General features: G+C 44.0%; 23 protein-coding genes, 1 riboswitch and 1 other annotated feature. Of the genes, 5 read left to right on the forward strand and 18 right to left on the reverse strand.

All coding sequences use genetic code 11. From position 1 onward, the window contains the following. Positions 1-46: 46 nt before the first annotated feature. The 4 genes from AC58QG_RS05995 to AC58QG_RS06010 form a co-directional block, all read right to left on the reverse strand. Positions 47-553, reverse strand: coding sequence for a GNAT family N-acetyltransferase (locus tag AC58QG_RS05995; protein WP_497361186.1), 507 nt, complete (start codon positions 551-553; stop codon positions 47-49). Next, positions 550-1,677: a GNAT family N-acetyltransferase gene (locus AC58QG_RS06000; RefSeq protein WP_497361187.1), complete on the reverse strand. Its 1,128-nt coding sequence runs from the start codon at positions 1,675-1,677 to the stop codon at positions 550-552. The genes AC58QG_RS05995 and AC58QG_RS06000 overlap by 4 nt, the downstream gene beginning before the upstream one ends. A 46-nt stretch (positions 1,678-1,723) precedes the next feature. Continuing rightward, positions 1,724-1,804: riboswitch (ZMP/ZTP riboswitch) on the reverse strand. 70 nt (positions 1,805-1,874) lie between these two features. Beyond that, positions 1,875-2,483, reverse strand: a complete 609-nt coding sequence (locus AC58QG_RS06005) for a LysE/ArgO family amino acid transporter (RefSeq protein WP_497361188.1) — start codon at positions 2,481-2,483, stop codon at positions 1,875-1,877. Positions 2,484-2,580: 97 nt separating this feature from the next. Continuing rightward, complete coding sequence (locus AC58QG_RS06010; RefSeq protein ID WP_497361189.1) at positions 2,581-3,492, reverse strand: DUF3221 domain-containing protein; 912 nt, start codon at positions 3,490-3,492, stop codon at positions 2,581-2,583. A gap of 154 nt (positions 3,493-3,646) precedes the next feature. On the opposite strand from AC58QG_RS06010, the gene AC58QG_RS06015 reads away from it, so the two are divergent. Continuing rightward, a complete protein-coding gene (locus AC58QG_RS06015; protein ID WP_497361190.1) occupies positions 3,647-4,075 on the forward strand; it encodes a DUF1801 domain-containing protein in 429 nt (142 codons plus the stop codon). 460 nt (positions 4,076-4,535) lie between these two features. Here the strand turns inward: AC58QG_RS06015 and asd are convergent, their stop codons facing one another. The 3 genes from asd to AC58QG_RS06030 form a co-directional block, all read right to left on the reverse strand. Further along, positions 4,536-5,621 carry an aspartate-semialdehyde dehydrogenase gene (asd, locus tag AC58QG_RS06020; RefSeq protein ID WP_497361191.1) on the reverse strand — a complete coding sequence of 362 codons (1,086 nt, stop codon included), beginning with the start codon at positions 5,619-5,621 and terminating at the stop codon, positions 4,536-4,538. Between the two features lie 153 nt (positions 5,622-5,774). Beyond that, positions 5,775-6,036: a binding site (T-box leader), on the reverse strand. A 60-nt stretch (positions 6,037-6,096) separates the two neighbouring features. Continuing rightward, on the reverse strand, positions 6,097-7,191 hold the full coding sequence (locus AC58QG_RS06025; protein ID WP_497361192.1) for a hypothetical protein: 1,095 nt from the start codon (positions 7,189-7,191) through the stop codon (positions 6,097-6,099). 85 nt (positions 7,192-7,276) lie between these two features. Then, on the reverse strand, positions 7,277-7,696 hold the full coding sequence (locus AC58QG_RS06030) for a GNAT family N-acetyltransferase (RefSeq protein WP_497361193.1): 420 nt from the start codon (positions 7,694-7,696) through the stop codon (positions 7,277-7,279). A gap of 128 nt (positions 7,697-7,824) precedes the next feature. Between AC58QG_RS06030 and AC58QG_RS06035 the strand changes: the two genes are divergently transcribed. After that, entirely contained in the window at positions 7,825-8,688 is an 864-nt protein-coding gene (locus tag AC58QG_RS06035) for a LysR family transcriptional regulator (protein ID WP_497361194.1), read from the forward strand. A gap of 38 nt (positions 8,689-8,726) precedes the next feature. Here the strand turns inward: AC58QG_RS06035 and AC58QG_RS06040 are convergent, their stop codons facing one another. Together AC58QG_RS06040 and AC58QG_RS06045 are read right to left on the reverse strand one after the other, a co-directional pair. Next, positions 8,727-10,007: an L-cysteine desulfidase family protein gene (locus AC58QG_RS06040; protein WP_497361195.1), complete on the reverse strand. Its 1,281-nt coding sequence runs from the start codon at positions 10,005-10,007 to the stop codon at positions 8,727-8,729. Between the two features lie 165 nt (positions 10,008-10,172). Continuing rightward, a complete protein-coding gene (locus tag AC58QG_RS06045) occupies positions 10,173-10,481 on the reverse strand; it encodes a hypothetical protein (protein WP_497361196.1) in 309 nt (102 codons plus the stop codon). 158 nt (positions 10,482-10,639) lie between these two features. On the opposite strand from AC58QG_RS06045, the gene AC58QG_RS06050 reads away from it, so the two are divergent. After that, complete coding sequence (locus AC58QG_RS06050; protein WP_497361197.1) at positions 10,640-11,806, forward strand: stalk domain-containing protein; 1,167 nt, start codon at positions 10,640-10,642, stop codon at positions 11,804-11,806. 5 nt (positions 11,807-11,811) lie between these two features. On the opposite strand, the gene AC58QG_RS06055 is transcribed toward AC58QG_RS06050, so the two are convergent. The 6 genes from AC58QG_RS06055 to AC58QG_RS06080 form a co-directional block, all read right to left on the reverse strand. Then, positions 11,812-12,342: a hypothetical protein gene (locus AC58QG_RS06055; RefSeq protein ID WP_497361198.1), complete on the reverse strand. Its 531-nt coding sequence runs from the start codon at positions 12,340-12,342 to the stop codon at positions 11,812-11,814. 162 nt (positions 12,343-12,504) lie between these two features. After that, positions 12,505-13,050 (reverse strand): VanZ family protein, encoded by a 546-nt coding sequence (locus AC58QG_RS06060; protein WP_497361199.1) that lies wholly within the window; start codon positions 13,048-13,050, stop codon positions 12,505-12,507. Between the two features lie 43 nt (positions 13,051-13,093). Beyond that, positions 13,094-13,963, reverse strand: coding sequence for a M15 family metallopeptidase (locus AC58QG_RS06065; protein WP_497361200.1), 870 nt, complete (start codon positions 13,961-13,963; stop codon positions 13,094-13,096). 94 nt (positions 13,964-14,057) lie between these two features. Continuing rightward, the gene (locus tag AC58QG_RS06070; RefSeq protein WP_497361201.1) at positions 14,058-15,146 is read right to left on the reverse strand and encodes a sensor histidine kinase; all 1,089 of its coding nucleotides are present in this window, start codon (positions 15,144-15,146) and stop codon (positions 14,058-14,060) included. Further along, positions 15,139-15,834 carry a response regulator transcription factor gene (locus tag AC58QG_RS06075; protein WP_497361202.1) on the reverse strand — a complete coding sequence of 232 codons (696 nt, stop codon included), beginning with the start codon at positions 15,832-15,834 and terminating at the stop codon, positions 15,139-15,141. The genes AC58QG_RS06070 and AC58QG_RS06075 overlap by 8 nt, the downstream gene beginning before the upstream one ends. Positions 15,835-16,014: 180 nt before the next feature. Next, positions 16,015-17,901 carry a collagen-like triple helix repeat-containing protein gene (locus AC58QG_RS06080; RefSeq protein WP_497361203.1) on the reverse strand — a complete coding sequence of 629 codons (1,887 nt, stop codon included), beginning with the start codon at positions 17,899-17,901 and terminating at the stop codon, positions 16,015-16,017. A 209-nt stretch (positions 17,902-18,110) separates the two neighbouring features. On the opposite strand from AC58QG_RS06080, the gene AC58QG_RS06085 reads away from it, so the two are divergent. Then, the gene (locus AC58QG_RS06085; RefSeq protein WP_497361204.1) at positions 18,111-19,145 is read left to right on the forward strand and encodes a YheC/YheD family endospore coat-associated protein; all 1,035 of its coding nucleotides are present in this window, start codon (positions 18,111-18,113) and stop codon (positions 19,143-19,145) included. Positions 19,146-19,195: 50 nt separating this feature from the next. Here the strand turns inward: AC58QG_RS06085 and nasC are convergent, their stop codons facing one another. Both nasC and AC58QG_RS06095 read right to left on the reverse strand, forming a co-directional pair. Continuing rightward, entirely contained in the window at positions 19,196-21,289 is a 2,094-nt protein-coding gene (gene nasC / locus AC58QG_RS06090) for an assimilatory nitrate reductase catalytic subunit NasC (RefSeq protein WP_497361205.1), read from the reverse strand. Between the two features lie 142 nt (positions 21,290-21,431). After that, positions 21,432-22,316, reverse strand: coding sequence for a helix-turn-helix transcriptional regulator (locus AC58QG_RS06095; RefSeq protein ID WP_497361206.1), 885 nt, complete (start codon positions 22,314-22,316; stop codon positions 21,432-21,434). Positions 22,317-22,400: 84 nt separating this feature from the next. Here AC58QG_RS06095 and AC58QG_RS06100 point away from each other — a divergent pair, with 84 nt between their 5' ends. Next, complete coding sequence (locus AC58QG_RS06100; protein ID WP_497361207.1) at positions 22,401-23,807, forward strand: sulfatase family protein; 1,407 nt, start codon at positions 22,401-22,403, stop codon at positions 23,805-23,807. Between the two features lie 191 nt (positions 23,808-23,998). On the opposite strand, the gene AC58QG_RS06105 is transcribed toward AC58QG_RS06100, so the two are convergent. Then, positions 23,999-24,310: a hypothetical protein gene (locus AC58QG_RS06105; protein ID WP_497361208.1), complete on the reverse strand. Its 312-nt coding sequence runs from the start codon at positions 24,308-24,310 to the stop codon at positions 23,999-24,001. Positions 24,311-24,442 lie beyond the last annotated feature (132 nt).

The following is a 24,442-nucleotide window of genomic DNA, read 5'->3' on the forward strand; positions in this document are numbered from 1 at the left end:
GCAGAACATTGGCACACTGGAAAGAGACGTCGGATGGTGTCCATGGTTAAATACGATCCCATCCGACAGCTACCTCAATCAAGTTGTCTCCACCTATCGCAACTGTTTTCTCGCCAAGTAATTGGCCCCCTACGGATTTGTAAAATGCAAGAGAGGGATTGTCTTGGAGAACCCATAACATCATGGAGGAGTATGAACTTTTTAAGAATGACGTTTTAACTGCATGGAAGAGCGAAGTACCTAACCCTAATCGCTGAAAATCCTGAAGTAAATAAATAGCATAAAGTTCGCCATCATGATGAAATTCCTGATTCCGATTTCTCCCGCCATTTGCAAAACCGACGATCTCCCCTGCATCGTTTTCTGCCACGAATATGTATTCATGTTCATTAAGATTATCAAAGTTCCAAATCCAATTCTTCGTTCGCTTCTCAACGGTAAGATTGGATAAGTAGGCTTCGGAAATAAGTCCTTTATACGTTGATTTCCAACTATTCACATGTACAAATGCAATTTTTTCTGCGTCATCCTTACTAGCCTCTCTAATTTTCATTGGGTTCCCTCTTCGCTCCTAATTTTACGTTCATATAAGTTAGCGCTCCAGCCGCGGCCATCGTATCTACCACGATGAATGAAACCAAGGCTGCGATAATAGTCATTCAGTGTTGGGTTATCTGCCATGCAGTCTAAACGAAGCCAGCTTTTCCCCTTATTCTTTATGTATGCTTCTGCCCAAGTAAGTAACCTGCTGCCGAAACCTTCTCCTTTGTATTTTCGCGTGACGACTAAACGGTGAACATAACCAGCATCATCATGGAACAAGTCTCCCCAAATCTCTTCGTACTGCCACTGGATCGAAAAACAGCCAATCATCTCACCGTTCTGACACGCGACAAATACTTCTTGATCATGAATAAAAGATGTTAAATAGGCATTGGTAAATGTATCTTCTCGCCACTGTGTGAACCCCTTCGACATTCGGATCCATTGTGCTGCTTCTATAAATAATTTCTGAATGTCATCTAAATCTGCTAACTGAGCTTTCCTTATGATAAATAAATCGTTTTGGTGCTGCTTTGCAGTAAACTCATCTTTGTGCCAATGATACTCAATCTTTGAAGCGGTAGCGAGGGCCCTCTCTTCGCCAAAAAGCCTTGCAACGACATAAAGCGCAGCATCGAATCCCGCGGTAACCCCAGCGGACATCACAATTTTTCCGTTATCGACATACCTTACATCCTCAACGATCGTTGCACTAGGCGGCGCAATTTCCCGTAATAATTCAAAAGCGTTGCGATTGGTCGTTACTCGTAAGCCATCCAGTAAGTTAGCTTTGGCCAACAAAAGTGCACCTGTGCAGACTGATAATACGAGTTCTGACTCAAGTGCAGTCGTTCTAATCCAAGTGATAACGGAGGTATTGTGTATTTCGGTTCGTGAGCCTAAACCACCAGGTACAATCAAAATATCGGCTTTTGGACAATTGATGAAGCTGTATTTGGGAGTAAGAGTAAGTCCACTGACTGTATGGACAGGTTTTTGTTCTTCTCCTACCGTGTACACTTTGAAATCTTGACCCCAATTACTCGATACGCCAAACACATCGAACGGACCTGCAATATCCAGTAGATCTACTCTTTCATAAATGAGGACTGCCACATTTCTAGCTCGTTCCATTGCATTCTCCTCCTCGAAATAAAAAAGTATTTGATCCATTGATCAAATACTTTGCCCAGGCGAACGGCTGTTATGGAATATGTGCTCCCCCGTAGTGATCTACGTTTCGCCAGTTACACATACCAAATATTCCCTTTATTATATTCGGACATAACGTTGAAAATCAAGAGAAATTCTTCAGCTATCTGTAATTTGGTTTAGATTAATTGTGTTAGTAAATACACCGCTGTTCCCCACATAATGAAGGCAGAAGCTTTATTGAGATAAGTGATAAATGTGCGAGATTTATCTAATTTCCCAACCTGTCTCCCCATTAGAGCAAGCCCGATAAACCAAATCCATGACACTACGATACATGCAATCGCAAATACTAGCTTTTCTGTCCCCGCATAGTGGATAGAGCTTGTCCCGATGACACCAATTGTGTCCAAGATCGCATGAGGATTCAATAAGGAAACGGATGCAGCAAAGGCAATTTGTCTCTTCGGGGAAAGTGCTGTTTCCTCAGTAGTGCTGGACGTCGGTTTACTTTTCCAAGTAAGGAACCCCATATACATAAGGAACATAATACCTAGTAAGAAAAGGATAGTCTTAATAGCTGGAACCGTTACGATAATAACCGATACGCCTAAAATGGCTAATGAAATGAGAACCGTATCGCAAAGTGCAGCTGTAATGACAACTGGTAGAGCCCGTATAAAGTTCGGTTGTGTCACGCCTTGATTAAATACGAATACATTTTGAACGCCTAATGGCAAAATCAGACCTGCTGATAAAAGAATTCCTTGGATTATGGCTGTAAGCATGATGTTTTTTTCTCCTATCTATAAATCAGAAATAGAGCGAGTATGCTCTAGGAAATGTCCGGCCCACGGAATAATGCTGCTCGAGATTGTACAATCCCTAACGATCCATGACGACGACCTTCGTCACTAATTTCTCCGTGCCAAACTCATATCCTGCAAACCATATTTCAATTTGGTTCCCAACCTTCACTTCAGTAACATCAACTTTTTCTCCATTTTTCCACACTTGAGCAAATGGAAGAAGTCTATGTTTCACCCCATCGACTTCAAGAATGCGCTCTACGTTCACGCCCTCGCCTGTTGTGACTACTCCTGTGACCTTACCCCTTGCGTCACCGATACCATTGTCCACCGCGATGACTTCGAGGCGAAGCCCCGCGGTTTGACCAGGGTAACTCGTCAGCATCATGCCTTCCGCCCACACTTTGACGATAGAGCCAATCTGAACCTCATTCGGCTGTAACTTCTTCCCTTCAAACTCAATACGTGCATCGTCTGACATGCTATACCACGCCGCATCAGGCATTTTCTTGTCTTGGCCAATGAATTTATCGGATGAAACGACCAGTAAACTTCCCTTTTCATTGATAGCCGTTATTTTCCCACTCATTCCAGCTTGCTCATCAATCGTATAGACCGAGATGTTCAGTGGAAACTCGGCACCGACGGCTTCATAAATGGATAGTCTGAGCTTTGCCTTCTCTGTGTCCGACAGCGTTTTGGCATGTTCGCCTACGCGGCGCACTTCCAGAAAAGCTTCTTGATCATTGCTATAAGAGGATTGCGGTTTAACTTGGTGTTTTTCAAATACTGCCTGTAAAGTGGCGAGTTGATTCGCATATTCTTGTAAGTCTTCTTTAGAAACTGACTTCATCTTTTTAGGTGTTTCTTGAAGCTGAGCTGCTCCTTCGTTGCGATCCCCTACATATCGATCACCGCACCCCGCTAACAGGACACCAACAAGAATCGTACATTGAACTATCGAAAACCAATATGCCTTATTCCACATGAAATAACACCAGCTTTCTACCACGTAATCATAGTCAATCCCAGTCGTGTGTATTAGACGATCATTCCCTTATAAAGGTTTCTATTTCCAACACTTCTTTGATAAAATGAACATGACAAACCATCAAAGGGGAAAATCGATAAGGAGTGTTTCTATGGCATACGAAGCAAAAATGAAAGAAACAGATAGCAGCGTCCTCGAGTTTATTGAAAATGTGGAAAGTGCTAAAAAACGTGAAGACGCTTATCGATTATTAGATATTTTTACGGAAGTGACAGGCTATGAAGCCAAAATGTGGGGACCCAGCATTATTGGTTTTGGCACTTATCATTACAAATATGCGTCCGGTCATGAGGGCGATGCCCCTCTAGCTGGTTTTTCACCACGAAAAGCCAAAATCAGCTTGTATTTTGCGACAGGAGATACGGTGCGAGAGGAATTATTAAATGAGCTTGGCAAACATGAAGCTGCAAAAGCTTGTGTATATATTAATAAAGTAGCAGATATCAACGTTGATATATTAAAGGCATTAATACAGCAGTCGGTGTCATTTTTGAAAGAACGCTACCCGAACCATGCATAAGTAAAAAAAGGTGCCGTCTCCGTGTAGATCCATCTACGCGGGGACGGCACCTGCTTTCATGGTTATGGTAATGCCAAGCTTAGGGATTCGGGCGCCAGAAGATCCGAAACAGGCGTTATAGCATTGGCTCGCTGCCGTTTTGGGGGCTTCTGGCGCTTTAACGCCCATAAAGGGCCTTAATGTCCGGGCTCACTAGCTTTTCGGGAGGCTTTCAGCTATTTAAGGCCCAAAAAGGCCTTAAATCCTAAGCTCGCTACCCTTTTCGGAAGCTTTCAGCTATTTAAGTCCCTAAATGGGCCTTAAATCCTAGGCTCGCTACCGTTTTCGGAGGCTTTCACCTATTTAACGCCTTAAAAAGGCCTTAAATCCCAGGCTCGCTACCGTTTTCAGAAGCTTTCAGCTATTTAAGTCCCTAAAAGAGCCTTAAACCTCTCGCTTCAGACAGTAGTTTAAGCCTTTCTTACTTCGCTTGAATGTAACCTTCTGCTTTAAGCAATTCAGCGATTAAAACCGCACCGCCAGCTGCTCCGCGCAATGTGTTATGCGATAATCCAACAAATTTGTAATCAAACATGGAATCCTCGCGCAAACGCCCTACCGAAACGCCCATACCGCGTTCAATCTCACGATCAAGCTTCGTTTGAGGTCTATTTTCTTCCTCAAAGTAGGTGATGAACTGTTTAGGCGCGCTTGGGAGATTTAGCTCCTGCGGACGTCCTTTGTAGTTCAACCAGCGAGATAGAATTTCTTCTTTCGAAGGTTTGTTCTCGAAGGAAGCAAATACAGTCGCTAGATGTCCATCCGTTACTGGAACACGAATACATTGCGTAGTAATGAGAGGTGAACTCGCTTTAATGATTTCATTATTTGCGATACTGCCCCAAATGCGCAGCGGCTCCTGCTCACTTTTCTCTTCTTCCCCACCAATATAAGGAATAACATTATCCAACATCTCCGGCCAATCCGTGAAGTTTTTACCTGCACCAGAAATCGCTTGATACGTCGAAGCAACTACGTTAGTTGGTTTAAAATCCAACAATGCGTGAAGAGCTGGTACATAGCTTTGGATGGAACAATTCGGTTTAACTGCGATAAATCCAGTCGAGGTTCCAAGACGTTTTCTTTGTGCTGCAATGATTTCAATATGACCAGGATTAACTTCTGGGATAACCATCGGAATGTCCGGCGTCCAGCGGTGAGCTGAATTATTAGAAATAACAGGTGTGCCCGTTTTCGCGTAGGCTTCCTCCAACGCTTTGATTTCATCTTTTTTCATATCTACAGCACAAAAAATAAAATCAACGCCAGTGGCAACCTCCTCCACTTTGGATGCATCTTGAACAATGATCTGTTTTACATTTTCCGGGATCGGCGTAGACAATTTCCATCTGTTCTGTACAGATTCTTCATATGTTTTACCTGCTGAGCTGCTGCTTGCTGCAATCGCAGTAACCTCAAACCATGGATGCTGATCCAACAATTCAACGAATCTCTGGCCAACCATGCCAGTTCCTCCGACAATACCTACTTTTAATTTTCTAGACATGCTATGTTCAAATCCTTTCACTTTCGAATAGTGTAATGAGACATCTCAATAGTTAATTCAGATTGCCTGTTTCTGTGTGCCAATTCTTTCATTAAGTTCGCCATGTTTCGAATGCTATAACAAAAAAATCCCACCCCCAAGACTATTGCCAGTCTTAGGGACGAGATTAATATCCTCGTGGTACCACCCAGTTTCACCAATATGTCGCCATATCAGCCTCTTCAAGTACGACATGCTGCTAACATGCGTATACTTTAGCTCTATAACAGGAGCTCCTGTCACACCATCCCCGAAATATCGGTTCCGATGTGCTGCTCTGAGGCTTTTTTCAATAAAGTTCTCTTTACTCCTTTTCAGCTAACGGAGCTCTCTGTGAAAGATTTCATTTATTTACTCATCTCTTCAACGCATTTGTTATTGCGATTATATTATCAAATAACCAGAGGTACGTAAACAATAATTTTTGGAAATTAACTTATTTCTCAATGATTGCTCCCTTTGGGTTCGTGATCCATTTGGGTCCTAGCCATGTATCAATCAGATAACTATCACTAAATTTACTGCGTAAAAGGCTAATTACATGAACCTTTTGAGGCGAAAGAGCAAGTGTTAGTGCGCTATCAGGGTGAGGCGTATTCTGGAGAGTCGTTGTATCTTGAAGAAGCAGATAGGTATCTGTTTGTTCGATATTGCCTAATTGCTGCATCTCCAGTTGTATCCATTGATCTCCTAGCCAAGTGGCAACTTGAAACCACTTCCTATCTGTTATTTGTTTAAAACTTAGCAATTCCTTTTCCATCGCAACGATCCGAACATCTTGTGGTGAAATCATACCGATTGGACCCTGTGTTAGATCTGGAGAGTTATAAATAGGTGTATTCTCAAAAAGCGTAACGACGGATGGCATCCCCGGTTTAGTAGGCGGCTTAAGCTCGGATGCCACCTGTTCATATTTCTTCATTACTTTTGCCATGATTGAAATGGCTTCCGCATTCGTTAGATTGTCTTTCGGCCGAAATTGCGTTTGCGTCGCATTGTCCAAAAGGCCATCCCTGTAAGCAATTTGAACAAGACCTTTTTGCATGTCACTGATGTCATTGTAGTCAACAAATACTTTACTCGCATCCGCTTGTGAGTTGTTCCAGCTACCTTGCACAATGCTTAAGGTCAACAGTTTGATTAATCCACCGACGGCTGTCTCGCGGTCCAAGTGTTGCGCATACATCGGAGTTAGATTATACACATAACTCTTGATCATCTCGTCTTCCTTGCCTTTCGCCAGCTGAACGCCCATCTTGATCATCGTCACCCAGTTGCCGATATCGATCGGCTCATCGTACCGATCCGGGCTCAGTACATAGAAGTAGAAGGAGTTCCACTCCTCTCTCGTGACCGGCCCCACCATAGAGCTGCCATCCTTATAGGGTACAATCTGCTGTTTATAAGCCTTTAACTCAGGCTCAACCCAATGGACATTTGCCGCGAAAGCTGCGAACGGAATCGTTAACATCATGAGCACCATCAGGATTGTCACCTTGTTGATGAATGGACCTAAACCAGATTTACTCAAATGTCATCACTCCAAACATTAAATTGTATTGAATTAGACGAAGTAATCTGCAAAAAGTTTCCATTTCACCTTCAACCAAGGTGTATCATTGTGTATTCTTTGAATACACGTAAAACCCACTTCTCTTTTCCCAACCAGTCGAGGTCCAAAAGTGATTTCCAACCACATTATCTTCAATAACAAAAATATGGCATTTATGAATCCCTTCTTGGCTTAATTTGTCCAGACTTGCTTGTACCAAAATGTTGCCAATTTTCTGTTTTCGGAAGGCAGGGCTTACAGCAACATGATAGATAAAACCTCTTCTACCATCATGTCCACACAGAATGGTTCCAACAATCTCATTATCTTGCTCGAAAATATAACTCAACCCTTTATTTCTAACTAGATACATGTTGATATTTTCTTTAGAATCAGCGTCACTTAAGGCTAATCCATCAATACTTTCCCACAATTCAATCATTTGTTCGTAATCATTAATCGTCATTTCTCTGATGGTTCGCATACTTATTCTCCTTGTCAGTAGGGTTAATTAATGGCTATAGACTTATGTTAAGGGACATTCTATGATTTGTATAACGCATAATTTATGTTGTGATAATCAATAATTCAAATGATCGTGAGGCGCGAAGAATGGATTCATCTCAGTTAGAAGCATTTTTGGCGGTTTGTAAAATACGAAATTTCACAAAAGCTTCGGAACATTTACATATTTCTCAATCTGCTGTTACTGCAAGAATAAAAGCTTTGGAAAGCTCTGTCGGCAAAATTTTATTCCACCGCGATAATAGACATGTAAACTTAACTCAGGCTGGTATTACCTTTCTTCCATACGCAGAGAGAATGCTGCGATTATTTGAAGAAAGTAAAGATCAGCTTTCCGAAGAATATGAACATTATCTCGTACTAAGTGGACCAGGGTCAGTATGGAACTATCGTTACTTACAGGACATTCTTACTTTTAAAAGAAAACACCCTCACGTGGCTATGAGATTCCTGAGCAATATTGACCCAAGTTACATGGTACGTGATCTTGTGTTAGATGGGGTTGTTCATGTTGCCGTTCGTTTTGATTCACCAGATCATCCTAAAGTGTCAAAAGAATTGCTATTTGAGGATGAAATTATTCTCGTATCTGCACATAATAAAGACTCCGCTATGCGTAAAACGGATTTCAGTTCTCATGAGTATTGTCATATTGCATGGGGAGATCCCTTCCCTGAATGGTTCACAAGTATCGTCGGTGCCGGATTTGTCCCGTCATTACAAACCGATCATTCCTTCATTCTGCTAAATATGCTTTTACAAGGAGCCGGATTTGGTTTTATACCTAGGTCGATTGCACAACCTTTTCTAGATACACAACAATTATTTAAGCTTGAATGTGAATTCGATACGCCAACAATCCGTGCAAATGCCGTCTACCTCACCGAGAATCGTGAACATGCTAGCGTGAAATTAGGGCTTGAATTGTTAGGTGTTTCCCCTTACAAATAAAAAATCCGCCTCTCGGCGGATCATACATCGTAAATTACCTATATGTCTTTGTTCAACATCATTTCGAGGACGAGCTTGTCCATGTCAGAAGTTGCTTCATTCCCGATCCGACAGAAGTTGTCGATCGTTTTCTCTGCATCATTTTCGATAAAGCCATTCGTCGAGGAAATGGTCATGCCCTTGGAGGCAAGCAGCGCAGATTGGACCGCTGCACTCGTACAAGTGGCTACTTTCATCGCGCAGCCACCTTTGGCGCCATCACACATCATCCCCGTTACATTGCCGAGCATGTTTTGGATTGCAGCTTTAACCTCGTTCTTCCCACCGCCGAGTAGATAGGTTATCCCGCAGCTAGCACCAGTGCCAGAAACAGTGACGCCACATAAGGCGGACAAGCGACCAAATTTGGATTTGATATGAATCGTGACCAAGTGACTGAGTGTAACAGCACGAATAAGCTTCTCCTCCGAAGCGCCAAGCTTCTCTGCTGCCGCGATAACTGGGTTCGTTGCCGCAATACCTTGGTTTCCACTGCCCGAATTTGCCATAACAGGCATGCTGGAGCCCGCCATACGAGCATCTGATCCAGCCGCGGCAAGCGCCATCGCATGAGAGATTAAGTCATCTGACAAAATACCCTTTTGCACATTCTCTTTAATGGTTTTCCCTACTTCGAGACCATATGAATTCGTTAATCCATCTAATCCGGCTTTACGGTTCAATTCAATGCTTTGTTTGACCAATTGAAGCTCGGTAAGATCAACGGTATTCACGAACTCAACGATACCATCGATTGTAAGCTCCCCACGCTCCTCTTTAGAGCTCTTGAAACTCGCATTGGCACAGCCACCTGATTCGATGACCTTCCCATCTACCTCAACTAACGTGATGTTCGTATGGTTATCCGTGATGACAACCTTTGCATAACTTTGTACGGTGTTAACGACGACCTCAATATATAATTTTCTGGTCGTATCTGCTAAATGAACCATCGATTTACCGCGTTCAACCATGTCCTGTGCTGCTGAAACATCCTTCGGTTGAATATCAGCAAGCACTTCTAATTGCTTCTCGGCATTGCCTGCAATCGCACCTAAAGCAGCTACAAAGTCAATCCCTGTCAGATTCGTACCTGGAATCCCGACAGCCAATGCATTCTTGATGATGCCTGCGCTGGCATGAACAGTTACTTTCTCGATGGGGCCGCTCAAATAGCTGCGTGCTTTCGCGGCAGCCAGAGCTATCGCAACCGGCTCTGTGCAGCCAAGCGCGACGACGAGTTCATTTTTTAATATGTGAATGTAAGTATTCGTAAGCAAAGCAGTACCTCCTTATCACCCAAGTTATCCATCAACCTCGAATGATATTTTAGAATATTCTATAGCTTGTGAGCTAAGTTCAACTACTACTATATCTTAAATGTATGAGGAGAGTATGTTGAAAATATTAGATAAAATTTTCTGTTGAGTGAATATACGACTAATTTAACCCTCCGCTACATCGGCTCCCAAGTCACTTGCAACCTCTAGCATCTTAGGAATGACGGCCTCATTCGTGCCCGACACATAAATGTCCCCCTGATAATGTCGGAAGGGAATCTTAATTTCGCCATAGCTCCACATGAAAAAATCCCCCTCAATGGACATACTGGTGGCACCAGTCACTGTAAATACCGATGAATAAGTGAAATCTGGTTGAGTAGAAAAGTATTGTTTACACTCTTCCAATGAAATGGATGGTACGCCTTGTTCATTTTGTTGAAAAGCTCTCGTAATGCGATAGCGTTGACTCATTGTACGCCCTCCGTGATTATAATTTCATTTCATAAATATACGGCTTGAAGAACTCCATTGCTCGTTCTGGACACAAAGCATTGTATAACCTACGAATATTCTTATGATAGGACAAATCTAGAAGAATGCCAACTAGACACAATGGAGCGTGGTAACAAGTGGGTAAATGGAAATCAGGAACAGTTGGATTCGTATGTGGGGCCTTGTTTTTCTCAGGTCTTTCCTACGCAGCAACTGATCCAATCGGTATAGACGTTTATTTTCGTAAGCTGCAGTATTATTTCGATGGAGAGATCAAGCAACCCCCACCAGATCTCCAAGGCTTCATTTACAAAAATACGACCTATGTACCTCTTCGATTTCTGACGGAATCATTGGGGAAACCCGTGAGTTGGGATGATTCTACAAGCTCGATATTTGTAGGGAACAAGCCTCAACAGACTCCACTTCCAACCAACGGGAATGGGAACACATCGACAGGATCAACAGCATTGCAAGTATTTCCAAAGAATAATCCATGGAATATGGACATCTCTGCCTTCCCTATTCACCAGAAATCAAAGCAATATATCGAGGCTATCGGCTTTAATACGAGTGTACATGCTGATTTTGGTACCGAATGGCAAGGGGCCCCCATTGGGATTCCCTATACGATCGTAAACGGCGATCAACCGAAAGTAAACGTAACGTTTACGGATTATGGTGATGAAAGTGACCCTGGCCCCTACCCAATTCCAGCTAATGCGCCAATTGAAGGCGGACCAAACAGCGATGGCGACCGTCATGTCATTGTTGTCGATAAAGACAATGATATGCTCTACGAATTGTTCAATGCACACACCACATCCGATGGATGGCAGGCTTCGAACGGCGCTAAGTGGGATTTGAACTCGAATGCGCTTCGTCCGAAATATTGGACATCCGCTGACGCGGCCGGCTTGCCAATCTTCCCTGGTCTTGTTCGATATGAAGAAGCAAGCACTGGAGAAATCAACCATGCGCTCCGTTTCACGGTACGGAAGTCACAACGTGGATTCATCGCTCCTGCTACCCATTTCGCTTCGAACAGCACCGATCCTAATCTTCCGCCAATGGGACTTCGAATCAGGCTGCGTGACAATTTTGATATTTCCGGCTACTCGGCAACCAATCAAGCGATCTTGCGAGCTATGAAAAAGTACGGGATGATCGTTGCTGACAACGGCAGTGATCTCTATGTGAGTGGAGCGCCTGACCCGAAATGGGACGATGATGACTTGCATAAACTAGGTAAGCTCAAAGGCAGCGATTTCGAGGTTGTGGATACAGGTCCAATTGAAAAATAGTTGAGCTATGTTAGAAAACTTTTAAGCTCCTCGATGCCGTTATTCGCTCTAAGATTGAGTGATTTTTTGTCCCTCAAATTGTAGGACTTAAGGTCATGTCCAGGATCTAGAACCAACTGATTTAACCGAATATCATCGAGAATCAGCTTTGTCGTTTGCAGGGTTTCATATAATAATTCTTTCGTAATGACATCCTTCACGAAAGCAAGTATGCGTATGATTGATTCTGCATATAGGAGCTTGATGATGCTATCCGCACTCTTAATATGCCTTGAAGCGAAGCTTCCTACATTTTTAAGAATGCTTACTTGTTTAAAGTCTCGGGCTATGGATTCTAGACTATCCAACACTCCCGCATCCCGTATCGAAAGCTCCCTCGAGTACTGATCGATCATTTCTTGCACCCATTTCATTTCTGTCTCTTTTGAAACGGCAAATGACATATATTCATCGCGAGCACCTGCTCGATGCATCTGTAAGGTACTGCCTCGATAATGGGTAAAAAGTTCTTTAGCTCTTACTTGTTCATCTTCCATACGTGAACCGCCCCAACATTTCATTGCAAATTTTGATATTTCTCACATCATAGTACCATAATCAAGATCAGATCACCCATTCGCCTCATATTGCATACAAATAGGCTGTCCTCAAGTAGACAACTTTGCTTGAAGATCAGCCTATTCTCGTATTTCATCACCTTAGGTTATGTTGCCTTCTTTCGAAAACGGCATGTGTTGAATTTCGAACATACGTAGCATACTTGCTTTGAATTTAATGGACAGCTTGAAAACAGAATACCCAAGTATACCGCCAAACCCATTTAGAATGAGATCATCCACATCAAAACTCCCCATTGAAAGAACAACTTGCAAACCTTCTAAACATAAACTTATCCCCACAGAACGTACGAGAGCTCCAAACAGTGAAATTCTCTTATGCCGCGACATTAGGACTAGAAACATGCCATACGGCATGAATACCACGATATTCCCAAAGAAATTTACAAGATCATGCTGGGATAAGCTATGAATATTTTCCATTATCGTAACGAAAGGCTTAAAGTTCGCAAATTTCAATCGATTTTGGATATGCTCAGGATTCTCAATATTCCGCTGAAGCTGATGCCATAGAAAAGGTAGATCAATGGAACTGAATTTAAATAGAATGATCTTGAACAGGACATACATATAAAAGGCGAATAACGCCGACAGCAGCATCTCATTCCATACTTTCATTTGTTTCATTACGTAAACTCACTCTCCTTAAATGATTTAATGCAACTCATCCTCATGGAAGCACGGTGACGATGATGCCATCCATATTGTTGCCCGATAGGTGATAGGAACGATTGTTAGGCACTTGGACGGTGCTATTCTGGGAGATCGGATAATATGAAATCTCATAAATCTTGCCTTTTACCTTCGTTGTGATGTTCTTTTGTTGTTTCAAATACTCCAAATATTCTTCCAACGTTACATTCATCTGCTGCATAATCACACTGTGTGGTAAACCCACATAGCGAAAATGCCAGGGTTCATACTGGATGCCCGTGATCGCTGTTTTGTCCTTCGGATACCGTAAAATAAATCCATATTCCGCGGCATTCCGGACCAGCCATTCTCCCTCAGGCGCTTGATTCATTTCACCTTGTGTAGAACCAATATCAAGAGCTAAACCTAAGTTATGTTCACTATGTCCTGCCGGTAAAGCATAATTAGCCCCCATATCTTTGTATAACTGACTTTGTTCTTTATTGTCTCGGTAGCCACTGTTTATCATAAAATGACGAACCCCGTCTTTTTCAGCAGCGCTGATCATCGTCGTAAAAGCTTGGACAACGCTTTGGGATAACCGAATCGTGTTATCTAATAGCCCAAATCCTTTAACAAGCTCTTTATGCTGAAAAAGGTTAAGGACATCCGTCTGCATGCCTATTTGATGTACCGGATAATCTTGATTAATTAAAACTAGATTTCCTTGATATATCTGATCTTTCGTCACTTTTATCGTCGCAAGATCCTTCCCTGGGGAAGTCACCACATAAGCGCTATCCTCTACATGCGATCGGTCAACTCTATTACCAACTGCGTAATGCTGTTGTATCGCCTCATAACCTAGCAGTACGACTATGACAAACCAAAAAACCCACTTCTTCATAACTCGTTTCCCTCCTAAACCTTGCTTGCATTTAGAATAAGGAAAACTGTTTAAATTAGAAGTGGGACAAATATAAAATTTTTCTTAAATCCACTCAAGACAGTGGCAATCTTACTTCAAAAAGTGTACGAATCACATTACTTTGGACCGTAAGCGTCCCCTTATGCTGCTCTACAATATTCTTCGCAATGAACAAGCCCAGTCCCGTACTCCCCCCCTGATGGGTTCGAGCTTGGTCACCTGTATAAAACATTTCAAAGAGATGAGGAAGTTCATCAGGGGGTATACAATTGCCATAATTGATGACTTGAACAACCGCTTCTTCCCCATCTCGATGACCGTTGATATCAACAAATTGACCATCTTTCCCATACCGATTGGCATTCGTCAGAAGATTTTCAAATACACGAGCAAGCAGCTCGCCATCTGCCGATATTTCCAAATGCGGAGAAACATCCACCCTGCTTATCAATTTGCTCTTTTCAAAAACGGGGTACAATTCCTCATTGAGTTGAATGAGCAGCTCACTTAAATCAATTTGCTTCTTTTCAATGCTCAACATACCATATTTCATCCGCGTAATTTCAAAAAGTTCATCAATCAGCTTCTCTAATCGTTGCGATTTGTTAAAAGCAATGGTCGTATAATGTATCATTTGCTCTCTTGATAACTGCTCGTCCTGGAGAATAAAATCCAAATAACCTATCACAGAGGTTAGCGGCGTACGTAAATCGTGAGCTAAGTTCAACACGAGCTGATCCTTACTGCTTTCCGCAAAATCCCCGCGTTCAACCGCTTGCTGTAATTTCTCACTCGCCATATTAATATCATCCGCGATATCCTGGAACTCGTCATTGGAATCAATATGAATACGACTATGAAAGTCACCGCCAGCAAGTCGATGAATTCCCGTTGAGATCTCGTTAAAATATGTGGCATAGCGCTTAGTTAGGAAGAAAAAACACAAAATAGAAAGCGGTACAAACACCATCAAGAAAAAGTTCAAATCCCCAATCGTGTTAACAAATTGACGTAATTTAGCTACAGGATCTTCCCTTCGAACGCCTGAGTAATAAAGCTTCAATACTCTATAAAGTATAAAGGTAAAAGTACCGGACAACAGCAAGCTGAGTCCTAATAAACCGATCATTTTGGATCGAAAGCTGCGTAATAGATTAGCCATTGAATGTATAACCCACACCCCATACGGTTTTGATTAATTTATTTTTGTTCATATCTTCACCAAGTTTTCTGCGCAGAGTACGAATATGGACCATGACCGTGTTACCACTCTCATAATAGGCTTCCCCCCATACATGTGCAAAAATATGCTCCGCACTAAACACTTTCTTCGGGTGACTCGCTAAAAGAAACAGAATATCAAATTCCTTCGGTGTAAGCTCGATTTTCTCTCCATAAAGGAGAACAGACCTTTGATCAGCGTCAATGGTCACGCCCCCCGCTTCCAACACGGGGCTGCTAGCCGCTGTCGGTTGATTCAATTGCATGGACCGCCGCAGCTGTGCATTCACACGAGCAACTAATTCCATAGGGTTGAATGGTTTCGTCATATAATCAACAGCACCCATGACCAATCCTGTTATCTTATCCAAGTCAGAGGATTTGGCGCTCAAAAATATAATCGGAAAGGAATAACGCTCACGAATTTGCCGTGTCACTTCATAGCCATCCATCTTGGGCATCATGATATCTAGAATCGCCAGATCAATGGCGTGAGATTCTATCGCTTGAATGGCCTCTTTCCCGTCGGATACTTTAATGAGATGGTAGCCTTCTTTTTCTAAATGTAACGCAACCAAATCAGCGATCTCCGCCTCATCATCTGCGATTAAAATCGTAGTTCGCTTCATCCTTATCCCGCTCCTATATGAAAATAACTTGTCCTACGTTTGTTTACAATTCATTCCTATTATAACCGATTCGGACAAAAACAGCTCTGCCTGTACGAAGTAAAAAAAGCTGCACGCGGCAGCTTTTTGGAAAGTACTTAAACCTGACAGAGACTTGCATGATTTGCGGCTACGTTGTTATTAATTAGGAGTATACGATAGACTGGCGCTAAACGAGAGTTGGGTAATATCAGCTGCTGAGGGATTCGACGCTACATTCGTCCTTATACGAATACCAATACGATCACCCGCTACAACAGTTAATGATCCGAGAAGATTTATATTGGTAGCTGCATAGAAAGTACCTGCAGAAACCATATTAGTAGGCCCTCCAAAAGTAAGCGAGCTATTCAGCGGAGTTGTCAAGTATTGTGAAGCAATATGACTAATCCCACTATTAGGAGATGAAGCTGCTCTGAAAACTGTAAACTCATATACAAGAGGTGTCACATTAATAGAAGCCACTGAAGCAACCAATAAATCTGCACTTATTTGTAGATTTCGAACGATTCCATTAAAGGGAATTGGGAATGCAAAACCACCTGCTTCTGGTGGGCTAGTTGATTGTCCAGAAATGTCAATAACTTCAACCGTGCGATTACCAAAACCCATTAAAATTGGAGCAGCTGATACGACTGTAGCTCCACTAATGATGATACCCGTTGAAAATGGGATTAATCCACCAGGACCAGCTGGTCCTGTTGCTCCGGTTGGGCCTGCTATACCCGCTGTACCCGGTGCTCCGGTTGGCCCTGTCACACCTGCTGTTCCCGGTGCTCCGGTTGGGCCCGTTGCACCCGCTGTTCCCGGTGCTCCGGTTGGGCCCGTTGCACCCGCTGTACCCGGTGCTCCGGTTGGGCCTGCTACACCCGCTGTACCCGGTGCTCCGGTTGGGCCTGTCACACCAGCTGTACCCGGTGCTCCGGTTGGGCCCGTTGCACCCGCTGTACCCGGTGCTCCGGTTGAGCCTGTCACACCAGCTGTACCCGGTGCTCCGGTTGGGCCAGTTGCTCCCGCTGGGCCTGTTGGGCCGGTTGGTCCTTCTGGTCCCGGTGGACCACCCGCTGGGCCTGTTGGGCCGGTTGGTCCTTCTGGTCCCGGTGGACCACCAGCCGGTCCAGCCGGTCCTGTCGCTCCCGTTGCTCCGGTTACTCCCGTTGCTCCTGCACCTGTAGCTCCTGTAGCCCCTGTTACACCTGTAGCTCCTGTAACCCCTGTTACTCCTGTAGCTCCTGTTACTCCTGTAGCTCCTGTAGCCCCTGTTACTCCTGTAGCCCCTGTTACACCTGTAGCTCCTGTAACCCCTGTTACTCCTGTAGCTCCTGTTACTCCTGTAGCTCCTGTAGCCCCTGTTACTCCTGTAGCTCCTGTTACACCTGTTACTCCTGTAGCTCCTGTTGCACCCACTGTGCCCGTCGCTCCCGTTGCTCCCGTTGCTCCTGCACCTGTAGCTCCTGTAGCTCCTGTTGCACCCACTGTGCCCGCTGTTCCCGTTGGTCCCGCAGGTCCCATAGGCCCCATAGGTCCCATTGATCCCACTGTTCCCGCTGTTCCCGTTGGTCCCGCAGGTCCCATAGGCCCCATAGGTCCCATTGCACCCGCTGTTCCCGCTGTTCCTGTTGGACCCGCAGGTCCCATAGGCCCCATAGGTCCCATTGCACCCGCTGTTCCCGCTGTTCCTGTTGGACCCGCAGGTCCTTCTGTTCCTTGGTCACCTCGTGGTCCTGTTGGTCCCTCTGGCCCTTTGTGACCTCGCGGTCCTTCATCACCTTTGTGACCTCGCGGTCCTTCTGGCCCTTGATCACCTTTATGACCTCGAGGCCCTTCTGGTCCTTCTTGCCCTTTGTGACCTCTTGGCCCTTCTGGCCCCGTAGCTCCTTTTGCTCCCGTTGCTCCCGTTGCTCCTGCTAGTCCTATTGGTCCTGTTGCTCCCGTAGGACCTGCTGCCCCTGGTGTCCCCGCAGCTCCTTGGGGACCTCGTGGTCCTTCTGGCCCTGGAGGTCCTGGCGGGCAATTACATTTCCCCATACTATTTTCATCTCCCTATTTTCAAACGTATTTCATCATATTAAAAGCCTAAATAGATAGACACAGTAAATGCCTATCAAATTATTAGAAGTGGTAAAAAAAGCCATATATTTAACAAAAATCAGCTCTTTTATGTCATTGTCCCATACCAAAATGACTGCGCTAGCATTAGTTACTAAAGATGGTTCAATGGCTAGGGAGTGATAAGATTGGACAAGCGCCCATTCATAGGTATTATGGTAACTAAACGGTATAGTAGAAAAAGAATTTTGGCTCTTTGCCAACATTATCAAAATCAAAACCTGAGATTTTACGCTTTCACTCCAGCAGATATACGTTGGAAAAAGCAACGTATCATTGGACTTAGCCTGAAAAATGGCAAATGGGTACAAAGTATGTTCCCTTTTCCACGTGTCGTCTATAACCGTTGTTTCAACAAAGTCTCGATGACCATTCAACGCCTGGAAAAAACAATAGGTAAGAATAAATGTTTCAATACGATCAATCATTTCAATAAATGGGACCTCTACAACCAGCTACAACAATCGAGCCTTTCGCAATATGTACCCGACACATTTCAATATAATAAAGTGAAGATATCAGACCAATTAGAGATAAACAATCTTCTCTTTATAAAACCGATTTATGGATCTAGAGGCGCATCTGTCTATCGAATTGAACGTCTGGATAATGAAGATATTCACATTTCCTTACACAGTGTAGCTCCAAGAGTTATTTGCAGGAAAAATGAAAGCATACAGGAAAAGTTAGATGAACTTCTCGGACGAAAGAAATACTTGGTCCAGCAAGGGATTCAAATGAGTCAACTCGATCATCAATATTTTGATATCCGCGTCCTTGTTCAAAAGGGGAATATTGGTCAATGGTTGATTTCCAACATCACTTGTAGAGTGGCATACGATCGTTACTTTAACACTAGTATGTGTGAACGCGTTTATGATGTAACAGAAATTCTCCCGCGACTATTTTCACCTGAAAAAGCAAATGAAATCATACAATCTCTGAATGAAGTAAGTGTTATGGCTGCTCAAGAAGCAGAGTCTCTTATGGGATTATTGGGAGAATTGAGTGTGGATTTTGTATTGGACAAAGAAAGTAAATTATGGATTATTGAACTTAATGGAAAGCCTCAAAAAACCATATACGAGGATCTTAAGGGTTTTAAACAGAAGGATCTGTATCGTAGACCAATGGAATTTGCTTATCATCTTACTCAATCATGAAAAAACCGAACTTATCGCTGCAAGAGATCGATGAGTTCGGTTTAACCATTTTATACATATTCTGATACTAACGAGCTTACCTGTACCGCACATACCTTAAATCCAGGCATTTTGCAGGTCGGATCAAGTGCGTCATTTGTTAATTTATTGACGTTTTGCGTATCTCCCCAATGCATGGGTACGAAGACCGTGTCTTCGCGGATTGCGTCGCTGAAACGGCTACGCACATAAATTTCGCCGCGTTTGGAAGTCAGCCTCACAAGTGTGGCATCTTCGATGTGGTACTTCATCGCAGTCTTTGGATGGATCTCTATGAAGGATTCTACATCTCGCGCGGCTAAGGACGGGCTTTTGCGAGTTTGCACACCTGTTAGATAATGCATGAGTACACGTCCAGTGGTTAAATACAGCGGGAAATCCTCGCTGACCTGTTCCTTTGGCAGATGATTCTCCACAGTCGTGAGAAGTGCTTTGCCCGCTGGCTGTGGAAACGAGGATTCGAATAAGCGCTTAGCACCTGGGTGCGCCTCATCCGGACAAGGCCAATACACGCCTTCTTCTTGTCTCAAACGATCATAGGTAATGCCGAAGTAATCTGCTTTCCCCCCACGACTTGCTAGTCGGAGCTCGTTAAAGACAGCTTCAACATCCCCAAACGGGAAGAATTGACCTCTCCCGAGCTTCTCAGCTAGTTCACATAGTACATGCCAATCGTGCTTTGTTTCACCAGGCGCAGGTCGACCAGCCTCTCTCAAAAGCACGCGTCCTTCGAGATTTGTTAACGTCCCTGCGTTCTCTAAATAGGCCGTTACTGGTAAAAGCAGATCAGCTAGCTGTGCGGTTTCAGAGATAAGGAAGTCAGCAACGACGAGGAAATCGAGCTTCTTCAGTCCTTTTTCAACGAAGTTCGCGTTCGGGTTCGAAACGAGCGGATTAGAGCCCATGACGAATAACGCTCGGATCTCCTGTTCATGGACCTTCTCCATCATTTCGTAAGCAGAGACACCTTTACCTGGCAGCTCACTCGGATCGATGCCCCAAACATCCGCGACATAAGCGCGATCCTCTGGATTCTCGATCAGTCGGTAGCCTGGGAGCTGATCCGCTTTTTGACCATGCTCCCTTCCACCTTGTCCGTTGCCTTGCCCTGTTACTGCGCCATAGCCGCATCCAGGTTTGCCAATTTTACCGGTCAGTAGAACGAGATTCAGGAAATTTCGAACGGCCATATGCCCATCCGTTTGTTGCTCTACACCCCTTGCAGTAAATACCATTCCCGTCTTCGCTTTGCCATAACTAAGGGCTGCTTTACGAATCAACTCAGCAGGCACGCCCGTTAATTGGGCAATCTCAGCCATATCAATCGAATCTAAATGTGCCTTCAATTCAGCAAATCCTGTTGTCCTTAAACCGACGAATTGTTCATCGACTAGGCCTTCCTCAAGCAGGACCTTGATCAACCCATTGGCCAAAGTCGCATCCATCCCAGGCCTCACACGCAAATGGATATTCGCGATACGTGTCGTACCCGTTTCTCGCGGGTCGATGGCAATGACGATGGCCCCCTTCTCTTTCGCTCTTGTAAAATAAGGCATAAGCGTCGGTTGACACTCCGCAATATTCGTACCTGCAAGTAGAATACAATTCGCCAATTCAATATCGGATAATGGGTTCGTTAACCCTCGGTCAATCCCAAAAACTTGGACTCCAGCTGAAGCAGCCGCCGACATACAAAATCGGCCGTTATAATCAATATACTTCGTTTGCAGCGCTACGCGAGCGAATTTGCCTAGCAAATAGGCAGATTCATTCGTTAGCGAACCGCCTCCATACAAGCCAACCGCATTATTGCCGTATTCCTTGCGAAGTGTAGTGAACTTACTCGCGATAAGTTCATAGGCTTCCGCCCATGAGATCCGTTCGAACTGACCATTTCTTTTCACCATGGGATGAAGAAGCCGTTCACCCGTAAGTACGTGTTCGTGGGCATATACGCCTTTAATACAAAGTCGCCCTTCTGATGCCATATTTGCTTTAGGTGCAACAGAGAATACGGGAAGACCATCCGATGGGCTTCTCCTTTCACTCACTTGCATTTTGCACTGCACGCTGCAAAAAGGGCACTGTGTTTCCATCACTTTCATCTAATCACCTTATCCAAAGCAGCCTGTCCTGCGGATTTACTATCGTGTAATAATACCTGACATTTATGTTTGTTACTAATGTACGCCAATAAGTCGTTATAATCAATTATCTAGAACAATGATCACTCTTAACCTTATTATTCTACGATTCTTGGAGTGAGCGAGCTTCTTGCCGCAATCCTTTCAGTGCGATTGGCGGGTATCCCATAATTTGCTTAAATTGTTTGGAAAACGAATAAGGATCGGGATACCCTAATGATTGCGCGACTTTATGGACTTTTTCCCCACTCTCAATCAATAGCTTCCTGGCATGTGTCATGCGAACTGTGATCTGGTACGCCATGGGCGTCTGACCGACCTGCTTTTTAAACAACTCCCGAAAATACTTCTCCGAAAGTCCTGCCATATCGGCTAATTGACTCGGCAAATAGCGTTGCTGCGGATTATGTTCTACGAAACGTTGTACTCGCTCAATCCTTTCATCTAGGGATAATGTCGTAACTTCCTCCGTAAGTTCCATTTGCATTTTCAACAAAATTTCACTCATTACTGTGCCGCATAAGGCTTCACCCGATGGCTTAGTAACTAGCTTAGAATACGTGTATAGCTTCTCAAATAACAATTGAAATCCAAGCGTGTCCTGTGAGATGAAAGAAAAGCTGAAGGGCTGAAAGTCAAGACGCGCTATCTCCATCGTACGATTGTCATAAAAGCCGAATCGTACGGGTATGATCGAAGGTGGATTGCTTATATCTTGTACCGCCGTGTGAAGCATACCCGGGCTGACTAGGATTATCTTACCTTTCTCAAATGGAATCGAGGAACCCATGATGTCATACCGACCTTCGCCGCCTTTGATGTATACAATGTGAAAATCAGTATTGATACGGTCCTGAAACTTCCAATGCCGAGGAACTATCCGGTTGTAGCAGCTGTGGAGTTTGATATGACACTCATATGGAATTGTCGTCACCACTTGTTGGAACATACTGCGTGATCGTACGAATTCATCCTCCAAATTTGACATCCTAATCGCCTCCCATTCTATGTAAAAACGGCTCACGTAAGCCTATACTTTAGAGGAATACATTCAAATAACTTTCATTGAGGGATGACTATGACACAAAAGCCGAATATTTTGTTCTTATTTACTGACGATCAACGCTTCGATACCATTCATGCTTTGGGAAATGCTGAAATCATTACACCCCATATGGATAAGCTAATTGCGAGTGGAACCGCCTTCACGCATGCCCATATCCCTAGCGGTACATCACCAGCCATTTGTATGCCTAGCCGAGCGATGCTGCATACTGGACGCACTCTTTTTCACATTGAGAAAAATGGACAGAACATTCCACCGGAGCACAAGACCCTCGGTGAAACGCTGCGCGGAGCCGGCTATCGGACCTTCGCTACGGGAAAATGGCATAATGGTCCTGCCTCTTTCGGCAGAAGCTTCTCAGACGGAAACTCGGTCTTTTTTGGTGGCATGTGGGACCATTGGAATGTGCCACTCTGTCACTTCGATCCGACGGGAAAATATGAGAATCTCATCCCTTTCACGCAGAATTTTCTACGTGAGAGTAAGACCACTGACGTACATTGCGATTATTTCTCCACGGGTAAGCATTCTACTGATGTTTTTAGTGAGGAAGCTGTGCAGTTTCTAGATAATTACGAATCTGACGAGCCTTTTTTCATGTATGTCTCTTATTTGGCTCCACACGATCCGAGAACGATGCCTCCTCGATTTAGAGAGATGTATGATGTGGATCAGCTAAGTCTGCCGCCGAATTTCATGGCTGAGCATCCCTTTAACTATGGCGCTAAACAAATACGGGACGAAGAACTGGCTTCATATCCGCGTACGGAGTCCGAGATTAAAAGGCATCTACTAGAGTACTATGCGATGATCACCCATCTGGATGAGGAAATTGGCAGGATACTTGCTGCTTTAGAAAAGTCTGGTCACGCAGAGAATACAATTATCCTGCTTGCTGGCGATAACGGGCTTGCCGTAGGACAGCACGGCCTCATGGGAAAACAAAGCCATTATGAGCACAGCGTACGAGTCCCTCTCATCTTAGCTGGACCTGGCGTTCCGAAGGGACTGCGGCTTGATAACTATGCGTATTTACTTGATATTTACCCGACACTCTGCGAGCTAATCGACATAGAAACACCAGCAACCGTCGAAGGGCTAAGCTTGCTCCCGATGATGCAAAATCCAGCTGTGCATTTGCGAGATTCGCTTTATTTTGCATATAGTGATCTGATTCGCAGTGTGAAGAATGACCGTTATAAGCTCATCGAATATGTCGGGCATGTGCGGGAAACACAATTATTTGATCTACTCCATGATCCATATGAAACGACTAATTTGTTTGCAGAAGAAGCATACGAATCGATTGTAGGCGAGCTGCGTGAATTGCTGTTTCGTTACCGAGATGAATGGGATGATCGCCAACATCCTTTAGGGAAAGCCTATTGGGAGGCTTATCTGCAACAAGGATAATATTGAAGCTCCCGTGAATAGCACGGGAGCTTTCTTTTAGTTTCTCCTCTCAACTATATAATATATTATTCCTATATGCATAGTAGAGATTATAATATTATCTTTAATTCCCATTGGTATACTTATGAGCTGCATCGATCAGAAAGCTTGCTATGAAGCGTAAAATAAAAAAAAGAACCCCGAAGGATTCTCTAATTGCTGTTATTTGTCCCGCTATCACTGCTGCCACCGCCGCCGCTGTCAAATCCGCCACTACTGCCATTATCGGAACTCCAGCTACTGCCGCTGTCCGTACTCCCAACACTACTATTGTCGCAATTATCGCTGTTGTTGTCTGAAGATGTGCCATTCGAATTATCCAATGGAAAGGGATTGATGTTAGGCGTATGGTGGTTGAAATTCGATTGAGAGCCGCGGTGCTCACCACTCGATCTCGCACCTTGTGTAACAAGTGAAGCAATGATGCCAATGATGGCCACCAAGAAAAATATCCCTAGTATCATCGTGAACGTCCTTCCTCATCTTACAGCATATTTTACAATTATTGTATTCGCTGTAAATAAGATAAGTCCTTTGCAAGCCATAAAATAAAGGGATGCCGTACGCTCATCGCGTATAGTATCCCTTTATTTTTA

The sequence above is a fragment of the Paenibacillus sp. J22P169 genome (assembly GCF_059691995.1).